This is a genomic window from Acaryochloris sp. CCMEE 5410 (genome assembly GCF_000238775.2).
Classification (GTDB): domain Bacteria; phylum Cyanobacteriota; class Cyanobacteriia; order Thermosynechococcales; family Thermosynechococcaceae; genus Acaryochloris.
This window is the reverse complement of record NZ_AFEJ02000006.1, coordinates 157,872-170,667: the sequence shown is the minus strand read 5'-3', so window position 1 is coordinate 170,667 and position 12,796 is coordinate 157,872. Positions and strand designations below refer to the sequence as shown.

Genomic DNA, 12,796 nt, shown 5'->3' with positions numbered 1-12,796 from the left:
GGCTTAACGCACCGTACCTCTAAGCAGTTCAGCATCGATCGGCTTAGCAAGATAAATCTGCATCAAATACCAGAATGTTCCTACTATCAATGGTAACTTTCGGAAGAACTTAATAACCTGAGGCTGATTACTGCTGTCAATCGCTTTCATTTTGATGTTGTTATCAGAGCACCTCTCCAGCCGAGGAAAGAAATCAGGATGATCCACATCCAACACAGAAGGAAATGCCCGTTTAGCCGTTTCGTTGGTGTGGCGAATCACATCAGCGTCAAATTCTGCGGCATCCAGCCCCAACATCTCATAAAACTTAGTACGTTCATGTACCGTCAGGGTATGAGTGGCAAAGACTGTCAACAGAAAGAAGCGACTCCAAAGTCTTGATTGCCAAGTTTTCCAAAGTTTAGGCTGGGAGCGAATCAGTGCTTTAAAAATGTCACCATGTCGATTCTCATCTTGGCACCAAGGCTCAAAGTAACGGAAAATCGGATAGAACTGATGTTCAGGGTGTTTTTCTAACTGGTGATGGATGAGGATATAACGCCAATAGCCAATTTTTTCTGAGAGGTAAACCGTATAGAGTACCCACTCAATGGGAAAGAACGTATATGTACGCTCTTTCGTTAATTTCCCAAGCTCCAGCGTGATATTAAAATCTGCCATTGCTTTATTAATGAAACCTGCATGGCGGGCTTCATCACGGGCCATCAGCTGGAAAATCTCTGTCAGCAAGGGGCTGCGGCCTTTAAGCCTGCGAGACAACTCTTTAAAAAGGAGAAATCCAGAAAATTCTGAGACACAAGACCGCTCCAGGTAATCAATGAAAGCCTGTCTCTCCTCACCTTGTATATGGTCCCAAGACTGTTTGAATTCTTGATCCTGAACAAAGTGGCGTTGGTTATAATCTGCTTTCATCTCCTCCAAAACCGCCTTCAGCTCAGCCTCTTGGGCAGAGAGATCTAGCTTGGCAGTCTTATCAAAGTCGGTCGTATAAAACCGAGGGGTCAGAACGCTCTCTTCAATCGCTGCTTTCTTTGTGCTCAGCTTAAGGTCAGTTTGGGGTGACGGTGACAGGGTATTGACCATGAGTACATTAAAATAACTACTCAGTTATATTAGACTATAGCTGAATAGAGGATCTAGCCTTGTTTTACAAAAGTTTGCCTTGACGACCTCAATTCAATGTCTGTTGAGGCCCTTTCTTTATCTAATATAGTTGGCGCTATAACTGTAAAGGCTAAATTCTTCTCTTCTTTCTAAACCTTAGTGGGACTAGTAGATTACCAGATTTAGCTAGCCTTGAATTATTATTGATTCATATCACCATCATCAAAGTAATTTAATTGAGTACCCGCTGTAAGTATTCGCTTCTTGTTTAACCCAGTTACATAGAAGCAATTACTATATTTGTGACTTTTTATGAATTCAAACAATTGCATTTTATTTTAGCTATACAGTTATATAGTAATTTTGAATTGCAATATTGATATGGCACAGCTTGTCACTCGAACGAGAAACTCCAATCCCACTCTGGATAACTTTTCCTCTCATACTTCGCCTACTGTCACTCTCAATAGTTCTCCACCTGTAGATTCTCGGCAAAGAGTAAAGCAGTTTATGCAAGATTTACAGGATCAGATCTGTCAAGGACTAGAGCAATTAGATGGTCAAGCTCGTTTTCAAGAAGATTGCTGGCAGCGTCCAGAACGGGGCGGTGGACGGACTCGTGTTATTCAGAACGGTAGAGTCTTTGAGCAAGGGGGAGTCAACTATTCTGAAGTCTGGGGAAGTACTCTGCCACCAGCGATTTTGAATCAGCGTCCTGAGGCAGTGGGTCACGATTTTTTTGCCACAGGTACGTCCATGGTGCTGCATCCGCGTAACCCCTATATACCGACGGTGCATCTTAACTATCGTTATTTTGAGGCCGGTCCGGTTTGGTGGTTTGGTGGGGGTGCAGATTTAACCCCTTACTATCCATTCTCAGAGGACGCGATTCACTTTCACCAAACCCTTAAACAAGCTTGTGATCCACATCATCCTGAATTTTACCCGACCTTCAAGCGTTGGTGTGATGAATATTTTTATCTAAAACACCGTCAAGAAGCACGGGGTATCGGTGGTATATTTTTTGACTATCAGGATGGTCGAGGTCAACTTTATCAAGGGCCAGACCTCGAAGGTGCAGCAGCACAATATAGCAATCGTATCGGTACTATCGATTGTGGCTGGGAAGGATTATTTGCTTTCATTAACAGTTGTGGAGCATCTTTCTTGCCCGCCTATCTACCTATAGTAGAACGACGACAAGGAATGGAATATGGCGATCGACAGCGGCAGTTTCAAGCTTACCGTCGGGGACGCTATGTGGAGTTTAACCTCGTTTATGACCGCGGAACTTTGTTTGGGCTGCAAACGGACGGTAGGGCAGAATCCATTCTGATGTCCCTGCCACCACAAGTGCGTTGGGAGTATGGCTATACTCCGGAGCCCAATACCCCTGAAGCTCAGCTTTATGAAATATTTCTTAAGCCCCAGGACTGGGTGAACAGGGCTGTCAGTTAGAAGAGTTTTATCAGTATCTATTCGATCTGGTAATCCAGGCGAATTTATCAGAGCCTAAATCGCTCCTCCATGAATGCGAGACAAACAATTTCTTACAAATATATCCCGATCAGTAATTCATGATCTAGGAAGTTAAAGTCTATGGCCAGCAATCTTGCATCCCGACTAAGGGACGGCACACAACAGTCTCATACTACTGCTGAGAATACGGCTTTTATGAAGTGTGTTCTTAAAGGAATTGTAGTGCGTGAGCCTTTTGGCAAATTGCTTGCTAATCTGTATTACGTCTACAGCACACTAGAAGAAGTACTTCAGCGTCATCAAAATCATGCAGTAGTGGGTGCGATCTATTTCCCTGAGCTGAATCGCACCACCAACTTGGAGCAAGATTTAGCCTTTTACTATGGTGAACAATGGCGCGACCTAATCCAGCCTTCGAAGGCTGGATTAGCCTATGTCAAGAAGATTAGGGACGTTGCTGCGCACTCACCGGAACTGCTAGTTGCCCATGCCTACGTTCGCTATTTGGGGGATTTGTCGGGCGGGCAAAGCCTGAAAAAGATCATTCGCACCGCCTTAGAGTTACCTCCCGGTAAAGGCACAGGGTTGTATGAATTTGAGCGACTCCCAACGCTCGAAGCTAGACGTATGTTCAAAGCCAAATACCGAGATACTCTCAATAGTCTGCCCCTTAATCAAGCAACCATTCAACGGATTGTTCTTGAAGCCAATGTTGCCTTCGAATTCAACCGTGAGGTCATGCTAGAACTGGAGGCTGAGGTGAAAGCTGAGATCGGGGAGCCTGCATTTGATCTAGTGACCCGGCAAGGGATACCGGGAAGTACTGTAAAGACTGCTCTTCCAGCAGTCGAGTTAATTGATACTGAGTAAAAGACATCAGCAATTCCCCTTCCCTCTCTGATGCCTCCTCTTTATTCATTGATCTATATCATCATGAATCGCTTAAATGGCTTGGGATAAACTCAACAAAATTGGACTCCAGCTACAGGACCTAGATCAGGATCCAGTAGCCCAATTTGAATGCTGGTTTCAACAAGCTTGTGAAGCCAATATCTCAGAACCAAATGCCATGATATTAGGAACCGTTTCTCGTGAAGCACAGCCCTTTATGAGAACAGTGCTTCTAAAGTCCTTTGATTTTAATGGCTTTGTCTTCTTCACCAACTACACCAGCAGAAAAGCTTGTCACATAGAGGCAAACCCACAGGTTTCGCTACTGTTTCTTTGGATCGCGCTAAACCGTCAAGTCCAAATTTTGGGCACCGCTACCAAAATTCCAACCACAGAATCTCTGAGATACTTTGCAACTCGACCTCGCGGGAGTCAAGTTGGAGCTTGGTGTTCTCATCAAAGTTCTGCAATTTCCTCCCGCGCAGTACTGGATTCAAAATTTGAAGAGATGAAACAGAAGTTCCGCACGGGTGAAATCCCTTTACCTTCTTTTTGGGGTGGGTATCGGGTTGCTCCCCATAGTTTTGAATTTTGGCAAGCTCGACTCAATCGCCTACATGATCGATTTTTGTATACGAAAAAAGAGGAGAAATTCTGGGAAATTCAGCGATTATCTCCGTGATAGCTGGGTGTGCTAAGGCTAGTAATGATTGTCGTAATGTTTCATTTCTATAAAAGTTCAGTAAGTATAAATTGTTGCTTATATAGTGATATAGTTGTAATTATGATTAAGAGAATTGTTGTTGAAGCTATGTGATTTAGTGACCGAGTGCGATGAATAGTTAGTTGGCTAGCCGGGCACTGTTCATGGAGCATCAACTCCGAATTGGAATTACTCTATTTTCAATTCCTTGGCTACCCAAAATTATTGATGTACTGAAGGAATATTTGCATAGGTCTATCCATAAACGTTCTTAGCCTTATTCATTACTATCTGTTCTAAGCCATGCAAACTTACCACTACGTTCTTGCCAGTCAACACTATCTCTTTGAAGAAGAACCATTTGAGGAAGTTCTCAAGGAACGTCATCGCTATTACCAAGGGAAGAATAAAGAGATTGACTTTTGGGTTGTAAAACAGCCCACATTTTTGGAACTACCCAAAATGCGCGCAATTAAAGCTAAATGTCCACAACCCTGTGCAGCTGTAATTTCGACTAATCCAAACTTTGTAACCTGGTTGAAACTGCGTTTGGAATATGTCTACATGGGTGAGTTTCAAGCTCCCTCAAAAGCTATCCCCGATCCCTTAGCATCCCTCGCTGTTCTTTAATGACTTATATGCGGTAGCGCCATAGGAGGAGAGGTTGCCAACGTAAATCACCATGAAGAATATCCAAAAATAGTAAAGTACTGGGCATGATTCAAGTTCTAGGATGCCAGGGCAACACTTCTATGACGAGCAAAATCCCTGAAGCATATATCTGACAATAGTTTTAAGCTATTCTATTAAATCAAAAGTGTTACCTTGCTTTTAACCATGACCAGTTAAGCTATGCTCGCGAAATCTGAACCCACATGAAATGGTATGCAAACTTTTAAGATTCGGATCCGGGACCGCCATACTGGTAATGAGTATGAACTGCAAATCCCTGAAGAGCACTATATCTTAGAGAGTGTTGAGAAAGAAGGGAAGCAGTTACCGTTTGCCTGCCGGAATGGGGCTTGTACAACCTGTGCCATTAGAGTTTTATCTGGAGACTTACACCAACCGGAAGCCATGGGGCTATCCCTGGAGCTACAGAAAAAAGGGTATGCACTATTGTGCGTTAGCTATCCTCGCAGTGATTTAGTGGTAGAAACCCAAGACGAAGACGAAGTTTATGAACTCCAGTTTGGTCGTTACTTTGGCAAAGGTAAGATCCGAGCTGGTTTACCGCTAGATGAGGAATAACCCCTTAACGGCCTTTTCATAACACTGGCCCCGTTTTGGTCGCTAAGGCTGAAATGCTTTTGGAGCAAGGATTCTATTACCAAGTATTTTAACTTACTGTTATTGATAATAGCAGGTTAGAAATCTCTGAAACCCTTATAACTTCGTTGGAAAGTGAGTACGAAAATCTCTTAACGACCAAAACGGGTCGCATACTATATAAAGGCCAAGCAGAAACTCAGGCAACCTCGTGCAGGGCAGCCTGGGTCATTGCTGCAATATCTCGTTGGCTGGCTTTGGGGAGTTGATAGTATTTCCCACAGGCATGCTGAGCCACCTCAGCTAAAAATCCTGTAGAAATAAACTTATTTTCTGTATCAATCAACAATAGTTGCAGACCGAATGAATAGAGTTTGGTGGCTATCTCCAGTACCTCATCTTTGATATTTTGTTTTTCGGTTTCTTGAGCGGGTTGCCCTAAGGACTGGGATAAGGAAATATTGGCTCGACCATCGGTAATTAGAATGATGACTATCTGGTTCACATCCTTAGATTGCAGCGCATTTTGCCCCACATGAATTGCCTGTGCTAAGGCATGGGCTAGGGGTGATCCTCCTCCACAGGGCAGATGTTCTAGTCGCCTGCGAGCCGCTGCAATGGAGCGGGTTGGGGGGAGCAACACCTCGGCTTGTTCACCTCGAAAGGCAATGAGCGCAACTTGATCTCGATGGCGATAGGCTTCTGCCAAGATCTGCAAAGCGGCTCCTTTGGCAGCTTCCATGCGATTTAACGCCATTGAACCCGAGGCATCCACCACAAAAATAATCAGGGCACCAGCTTTGCGGGCTAAGCGCTTGGTGCGAATGTCCTGCTCCTCAACGATTACTCGACGACCCGGTTGGCGACGATGGCGAATTTTTTGATAGGGTGCAGCGGCTCTTAATGTGGCATCCACGGCAATTCGCTGAATGTTCCCTTTGGGAAACATGGGTTTGACATAGCGACCCCGATCTTGGGAATAAATCAATCCCCGCCCACCCGCTTTTCCGCGCCGCCGATGAGCCAACTGGGCAAAATACAGCACAGATGGATCGAGAATCACCCCTTCTGCGTCAAAGATAAATTCTTCTGGAATCCTCAGTGGCTCCTCTTCTGAGGGTTCCTGCTCTTGAGTCTCGTCTGGGTCCTGTTGGGATTCGGCTGAGTCTGCTGGTGGAGGCGGTGAAGTTGACTCTGGGGGCAAGTCAATTAGGGTTGATCGAGGAATAATCGCAAACTCTACGGCACAGCGTAAATCCTCAGCATTGACCACCAAGCGGCCATCTAGGGCAGCTTTAGCTTTAGCAATGCGCAACGCGAATAATTCAGCTCGATGCCCCTCTACCATCCCTCGACTCGCTTCGCGCACGAGATATTCAATCTGATCAGGTTGAATCTGGACCTCCTTAAGCCATTCCCGTGCTAGGAGAATTTGAGTTTTGAGGTCCTCAATGTCTTCTTGATACTGCTGCAAAAAAGCTTGAGGGGTTTCTGCATACTGGATAGCTTGCTCAACCGCCCGTACCCGTGTGTCCAAACCCAAGACTTGATCAGCGGACAGAGTAAAGGCAAAGCGATCGCTAAAATGGTCACTCAGCTCTCCTTCCTCAGGATTATAAGTGGCAATGAATAGGGGCTGACAGGGATGTTGAAAGCTAATTCCTTCGCGTTCGATTTGGTTCTGGCCTGCTGCCAAAATCGTCATCAGCAAGTTGCTAATCTGATCCTCTAGCAAGTTAATCTCATCGACGTAGAGAATCCCTCGGTGAGCTAGAGCCATTAGCCCAGGTTGGAAAACGGGTTCTCCTTTGCGGATGGACTGACTGACATCCACTGAGCCTAAGAGCCTGTCTTCGGTGACTCCCAGTGGTACCTGGACAAAAGGAGTGGGTATCACTGCTGTAGGCAGCCTGCCGTTCTGGACGTCTTTTGCGGCATGCGCTCTTCTAAGGGTTTGATCGTCCCACTCTTCTGGGTGTTGGGGGTCACAATTGCAGCACGATCCTTGAATGACTGTAATCGGAGGGAGTAAGTCGTGGATTGCCCGAGCCATCACGGATTTCGCTGTGCCCCGACGTCCAGAAATAATAATGCCTCCAAGACTCGGATCAACGGCTGCTAGAAGTAGTGCCAATTTAATCGCGTTTTGACCTGAGATCGCAGTCAGCGGGAACGTGGTAATCGAAGTAGACGGTTCTTGGACAGGAATCATTAACTTCGAGCCAGATTTCTCTTTGACTGACAACTGAGAAACCATTTCACAAATTCCTGTTTGAATATGAGTCTCCAGCTCAAGCCTTACAGATAAGTTGGGGATACTTGTGAAGTGCCAACCTATCTAGCAAAAGTCTGTCCAACAATCATCGAGATACTAAATAAGAAGGAGATTGCTTCAGCCTCAACCTGCTTAGCGATCTCCTTCTCAAAGTGTCTTTAGCTCGTCATTATTGGAATCGTAGGAGTTTCCATAGAATCGGTTGAGGCTAGCGTTAAGGGGAAATTGTGAGCATTGACAGCATGCATCACCTGTAGCCCCAGCGTGGCCCTATTTAGGAGATCAGCTTCGGTGCGAATGGGTCGTCCACTGCTATCGAGCAGAGAGTGATTAAAATTAAACCCATTCAGATTGAATGCCATCGTGCTGATGCCTAAAGCGGCAAACCAGATCCCGATCGTGGGCAGTACCGCCAATAGAAAATGAATGGAACGGCTATTGCGAAAGGCAATACCAGGAATCAATAGGCGTCCTAAGTACCCAGCATGTCCCGCGAGTATACTCCGAACGAGTTGAAAGTTTGCTTGTTACATGAGCTTTAAATTCCTTGGTAGAGAGAGTTATAGCTCAATCTGAAATGTTAAGCTCTCAGCCGTTGGCAGTATAGATTATAGGTGGCTTCCTGTTGGCCAAATTTATACCCCATATTCACCGACTCCAGGCTAGAGGTTTCCTGAACCAAGCTGGAGGTGACTAAAGAGCCATGCATGGCACTGAGGAAGGCTCCACCAAAGACACCGACTACCCCCAACATATGAAACGGATGCATCAAGATATTATGTTCCGCTTGAACCGCCATCATAAAGTGGAAGGTGCCTGCAATCCCCAAGGGCAGCCCTTCAGAGAAGCTCCCTTGCCCCATCGGATACACCAGCAGCACAGCCGTGGCAGCAGCCACTGGAGCAGAAAAGGCCATGGCAATCCAGGGTCGCATCCCAATGCGGTAGCTATATTCCCACTGTCGTCCTAAATAGGCCCAAATGGCGATTAGGAAATGGAGAATAATCAGTTGATAGGGACCACCGTTGTAAAGCCATTCATCTATGGAAGTGGCATCCCATAGGGGATACAAATGCAAACCAATGGCGGCTGAGGTGGGAATCACCGCTGCGGTAATCATATTGTTTCCACCCATTAGAGAACCAATCACAGGTTCTCTAATCCCATCCATATCCACGGAGGGAGCTGCCACCCAAGCGAGTATAAAGGTAATGGCCGAGACGAGCAGCGTCGGAATCATCAATACTCCGAACCAGCCAATGTATAGTCGATTGTGAGTACTGGTAATCCAGTCACAGACTTGGTCCCAGGCTGAGAAGAGGGAAAACCTAGTTCGAGTCTGAATCGTGGTAGACATAACGAATACTCCTTTTCAAACATGTGTTTGTGGATATCATTGAGTCTTGCAGTGGAGTTAGGCTTTAGATCCTTCCTCCACGCATCCCTGAGCTGGGGTATCAGGGATAGGTTGGCTGCCTGAGACAGTTTCTAGGCCCAATTGACGCCATTGCATCATGCCACCTGTGATGTTGAAAATTTGCGTAAACCCAGCTTTGGAGAGTTGAGACGCAGCAATAGGACTGCGATGAGCCGTCAAACAGATGAGTGCAATTGGCTGATCGTGGGTCAAATCTCTGAACCAGGCGGGCCAAGCCCATCTCCGTAACCCAGGTATCTTGCCGAGCAGGAGTCGATGAAGACTGAAATTTACAGCATGGGGGGCATGGAACATGGCATATTCTGCACCACTGCGAACATCAATCAGCAATGGTGGATGGGGTAACTGTCCCCACTTTTGGGGTGATAGGTTAGTGTAAGTTGGCGTTGAATTAGAGGGTGTCATCAATGACCTCCTTATTTCACGAGTTGACTATTGATTTGCTGGCTAAGCCGCAGTTTCCAAAGGTGCGTCAGCTTTAAACTGGATATTTAGGGCTTGCTTCGAAAGTCTAAGGTTGAATATTTGCAGTGTATCCAAGTGTTGAGTGCCCTTGAGAAGTGCAAGGAAAATCGTTCAAAATACTCAAAACCCTTGCACATGCACCCCAATGTATCGTCGTCCATCCCCCGGTCAACTGTCCTTTGAAAACTTCTACTTGCCCTTCGGAGGCAAACTATCAGAAGAGAATCGCTGGGTCAAACTCGCCGAGCTGATTCCCTGGGAAAGCTTTGAATCAGAATATGCAGACCAATTCAGTCAGACCATGGGGGCACCTGCCAAACCCTTTCGTGTGGCCTTAGGGACCTTAATCATCAAAGAGAAATTGGGTGTATCCGACGCAGAGACCGTAGAACAGATTCGAGAGAACCCCTACTTGCAGTACTTTCTGGGTTTTAGTGAATATCGAGAGAGTGCTCCGTTTGATGCCTCCATGCTGGTTCACTTTCGCCAACGGTTGAATCTAGAGCTGCTGACTCAAGTCAACGACGCAGTCGTGGAATCAGTGCTCGCATCTGAGGGTTCTCCTGTTGTGATGTCCCCTGAGTCATCTCCTTCTCCTGAAGATGACGAAGATGAGCCTCCTGCCCCTCCCAACCAGGGCCAATTGTTGATAGACGCGACCTGTGCGCCAGCCGATATTCGCTATCCGACAGACTTAGATCTGCTCAATGATGCCCGCAAAGCGAGTGAAGCCATCCTTGATGCTTTATATGCTCAAGTCATGCTGTCTCTCAAGGGCAAACCTCGCACCTACCGCCAAAAGGCCCGCAAAGCTTATCTGGCCATTGCCAAGAAACGTCAACCGAGTCGCAAGCTGATTCGTAAAGGGATTCGTCAGCAGTTGGGCTATGTGCGTCGGAATCTAGCCCACATTGATGGATTGATAGCTTTAGGAGCGTCTCTGTCCCGACTGTCCCGGCGACAGTACCGTCTGTTGCTGGTGATTCATGAAGTCTTTCGACAGCAAGAGTGGATGTATCAACAGCACGTGCGTCGAGTAGATGACCGTATTGTCAGCCTCACTCAGCCTCATGTCCGACCGATGGTCCGAGGCAAAGCTGGAGTACCTGTTGAGTTTGGGGCCAAGCTATCCCTCAGTTGTGTCAACGGATGTGTGTTTCTGGAACGTTTAAGCTGGGATGCGTTCAATGAATCCCAGCATCTTCAATATCAAGTGGAAGCTTTTCATCGTCGCTTTGGCCATTATCCTCTCTCAGTCCATGCCGACCAAATCTATCGAACCCGAGCTAATCGACGATGGTGTAAAGCTCGAGGTATCCGATTGAGTGGACCACCGTTAGGAAGACCTCAACAAGACCCCCAGGTGCAGGGCCAACTCAAGCAACAAGCACGGGAGGACGAAAAGGTGAGAGTCCAAATTGAGGGCAAGTTTGGGCAGGCCAAGCGAAGATTTGGCTTGAATCGAGTGATGGCGAAGTTAGCGGATACGGCTGCTAGTGCGATTGCTATCACGTTCTTGGTGATGAATCTAGAGCGGTGGCTCCGCCACCTTTTATCATTCATTTTTGGGTGGGATTGCTGGTGTTGGAAAGCGTTATGGAGCTGCCAGGGCTGCCTTGGGGCTTTTCTAGGGCCAGTGAAGGAATATGGCCCTGGCCGTCACAACTGGGTTGATTGTACGATTTGATGCCAGGAATTAGCTCAATTTACTTTTTCAGCAAACCCTATTTAGATGATCCTCATCCATGTTGGCGCTAACAGGCTGATGAGCTGCTAACGCTTGCGACGGGAGTGTCAAGAATTTTGTGTAAGCTCAATCATTTAGTCAATGGGAAAGCGTTCAGGGAACTCAATAGCAAATCTTGCTAGAGCCGCTTTCCAATCTCGAATAGGCATCGTCCATTTTTTGGAAATATTGTTGAGGGCAAGATAGAGCAGTTTGAAGACAGAGGTTTCATCTGGGAATGCGCCTTTCGTTTTCAAAACCTTTCTGAGACTACGATTGACTGATTCAATCGCATTGGTGGTGTAAATGGCCTTGCGGATGTCAGGCGGGTAATCAAACAAAGGGATCACTCGCTCCCAATGACGGAGCCAGATTTGGCTGATGGTGGGATAGAGCTGATCATATTTGTCTGCAAAGCGAGTCAGAGCATCCTCCGCTTCGCAGACTGTTGCAGCTTGATAAATCGGTTTGAGATCAGCTGCAACTTCTTTGCGGTGTTTCCAACTAACATATTTGAGGGAATTGCGAATCAGGTGGACAATACACAGCTGCACACGAGTTTGAGGATAGAGGGTTTCAATGGCTTCTGGAAAGCCTGTCAATCCGTCTACGCAAGCAATAAAAACATCTTGTAGTCCCCGATTTTTGAGATCCGTCAAGACCTGGAGCCAGAACTTCACTCCCTCGCGTTCCTGTGGTCCAATCCATAAACCCAAGACTTCTTTGTGGCCATCAAGGTTAATGGCTAACACCACATAAACTGCCCGACTTTTGACCCGTCCTTCTTGGCGGATTTTCACGTACAACGCATCCAAAAACAGGATGGGATACAGCGTATCCAATGGACGAGTTTGCCATTGACGGACTTCATCCGCAACGGCATCGGTAACTTGTGAAATCAGGGTAGGGGATAGCTCGATTCCATACAACTCTTCCAGCTGGGCTTGAATATCTCGGGTACTGTTGCCTCGCGCATACAGGGCCAAAATCTTGTCATCCAGACCGGCCAGACGACGCTGGCCTTTAGGGACAATAATGGGTTCAAATTCACTCAATCGGTCGCGAGGGATCTGGAGGTAGCAGGCACCCTGTTCAGTTTGAATTGTTTTAGCGAAATATCCATTGCGGCTATTCACCGATTTTGAAGACGATGGTGACTCTCCCTTAGGAGTGTTTTGTAGATGATTAGCCAATTCTGCTTGTAAGGCTCGCTCAATCAAGCGTTTTGAGAGTTGCTTGATTAATCCCTCCTCTCCCAATATCTGCTCAGGACTCTTGTAGTCCTGCATCAATTCATCAAGCAGTTGCTCAACTTTAGGATCTGAGTGGCGTTGTTTCTTCAAAGCGGTCTCCTTCAATCTGGATGTACTTTAAACCGCTTACACAAAATAATTTACAGTCTCTTGCGACAAGACTAAAATTCGATGATGATTGTCAATGCAGACA

Annotated in this window: 9 protein-coding genes and 3 pseudogenes; 6 read left to right on the top strand and 6 right to left on the bottom strand. The window is 46.5% G+C overall.

Going from position 1 to position 12,796, the window contains the following annotated elements:
- Positions 1-3: 3 nt before the first annotated feature.
- On the bottom strand, positions 4-1,083 hold the full coding sequence (gene acsF, locus ON05_RS35520; RefSeq protein WP_010481390.1) for a magnesium-protoporphyrin IX monomethyl ester (oxidative) cyclase: 1,080 nt from the start codon (positions 1,081-1,083) through the stop codon (positions 4-6).
- A 531-nt stretch (positions 1,084-1,614) separates the two neighbouring features.
- On the opposite strand from acsF, the gene hemF reads away from it, so the two are divergent.
- The 5 genes from hemF to ON05_RS35495 all read left to right on the top strand — a co-directional run bounded on the left by hemF (position 1,615) and on the right by ON05_RS35495 (position 5,428).
- Complete coding sequence (gene hemF / locus ON05_RS35515; protein WP_010481388.1) at positions 1,615-2,562, top strand: oxygen-dependent coproporphyrinogen oxidase; 948 nt, start codon at positions 1,615-1,617, stop codon at positions 2,560-2,562.
- 141 nt (positions 2,563-2,703) lie between these two features.
- The gene (locus ON05_RS35510; RefSeq protein WP_029315810.1) at positions 2,704-3,453 is read left to right on the top strand and encodes a heme oxygenase (biliverdin-producing); all 750 of its coding nucleotides are present in this window, start codon (positions 2,704-2,706) and stop codon (positions 3,451-3,453) included.
- 76 nt (positions 3,454-3,529) lie between these two features.
- Positions 3,530-4,156 carry a pyridoxamine 5'-phosphate oxidase gene (pdxH, locus tag ON05_RS35505; RefSeq protein ID WP_010481385.1) on the top strand — a complete coding sequence of 209 codons (627 nt, stop codon included), beginning with the start codon at positions 3,530-3,532 and terminating at the stop codon, positions 4,154-4,156.
- Positions 4,157-4,480: 324 nt separating this feature from the next.
- Positions 4,481-4,807 (top strand): MgPME-cyclase complex family protein, encoded by a 327-nt coding sequence (locus ON05_RS35500; protein ID WP_010481383.1) that lies wholly within the window; start codon positions 4,481-4,483, stop codon positions 4,805-4,807.
- Between the two features lie 255 nt (positions 4,808-5,062).
- Entirely contained in the window at positions 5,063-5,428 is a 366-nt protein-coding gene (locus tag ON05_RS35495; protein WP_010481381.1) for a 2Fe-2S iron-sulfur cluster-binding protein, read from the top strand.
- A gap of 217 nt (positions 5,429-5,645) precedes the next feature.
- Here the strand turns inward: ON05_RS35495 and bchD are convergent, their stop codons facing one another.
- The 4 genes and pseudogenes from bchD to ON05_RS35475 all read right to left on the bottom strand — a co-directional run bounded on the left by bchD (position 5,646) and on the right by ON05_RS35475 (position 9,564).
- Positions 5,646-7,703: a magnesium chelatase ATPase subunit D gene (gene bchD / locus ON05_RS35490; RefSeq protein ID WP_010481379.1), complete on the bottom strand. Its 2,058-nt coding sequence runs from the start codon at positions 7,701-7,703 to the stop codon at positions 5,646-5,648.
- A 176-nt stretch (positions 7,704-7,879) separates the two neighbouring features.
- Positions 7,880-8,218 (bottom strand): annotated as a pseudogene (locus tag ON05_RS35485) (Photosystem Q(B) protein 1); the annotation flags it as partial.
- A 110-nt stretch (positions 8,219-8,328) separates the two neighbouring features.
- Positions 8,329-9,078, bottom strand: a pseudogene (locus ON05_RS35480) (Photosystem Q(B) protein 1); the annotation flags it as partial.
- A gap of 57 nt (positions 9,079-9,135) precedes the next feature.
- Positions 9,136-9,564 carry a rhodanese-like domain-containing protein gene (locus tag ON05_RS35475; RefSeq protein ID WP_010481378.1) on the bottom strand — a complete coding sequence of 143 codons (429 nt, stop codon included), beginning with the start codon at positions 9,562-9,564 and terminating at the stop codon, positions 9,136-9,138.
- Positions 9,565-9,769: 205 nt separating this feature from the next.
- Here ON05_RS35475 and ON05_RS35470 point away from each other — a divergent pair.
- Positions 9,770-11,298, top strand: a pseudogene (locus tag ON05_RS35470) (IS5 family transposase).
- A gap of 147 nt (positions 11,299-11,445) precedes the next feature.
- Here ON05_RS35470 and ON05_RS35465 read toward each other — a convergent pair.
- The gene (locus ON05_RS35465) at positions 11,446-12,693 is read right to left on the bottom strand and encodes an IS256 family transposase (protein ID WP_010480376.1); all 1,248 of its coding nucleotides are present in this window, start codon (positions 12,691-12,693) and stop codon (positions 11,446-11,448) included.
- Between the last annotated feature and the right edge of the window lie 103 nt (positions 12,694-12,796).

Bases quoted from the DNA above. Each gene is read 5' to 3' on its own strand.
- acsF (WP_010481390.1), bottom strand. From the start codon at position 1,083: ATGGTCAATACCCTGTCACCGTCACCCCAAACTGACCTTAAGCTGAGC.
- hemF (WP_010481388.1), top strand. From the start codon at position 1,615: ATGCAAGATTTACAGGATCAGATCTGTCAAGGACTAGAGCAATTAGAT.
- ON05_RS35510 (WP_029315810.1), top strand. From the start codon at position 2,704: ATGGCCAGCAATCTTGCATCCCGACTAAGGGACGGCACACAACAGTCT.
- pdxH (WP_010481385.1), top strand. From the start codon at position 3,530: ATGGCTTGGGATAAACTCAACAAAATTGGACTCCAGCTACAGGACCTA.
- ON05_RS35500 (WP_010481383.1), top strand. From the start codon at position 4,481: ATGCAAACTTACCACTACGTTCTTGCCAGTCAACACTATCTCTTTGAA.
- ON05_RS35495 (WP_010481381.1), top strand. From the start codon at position 5,063: ATGCAAACTTTTAAGATTCGGATCCGGGACCGCCATACTGGTAATGAG.
- bchD (WP_010481379.1), bottom strand. From the start codon at position 7,703: ATGGTTTCTCAGTTGTCAGTCAAAGAGAAATCTGGCTCGAAGTTAATG.
- ON05_RS35475 (WP_010481378.1), bottom strand. From the start codon at position 9,564: ATGACACCCTCTAATTCAACGCCAACTTACACTAACCTATCACCCCAA.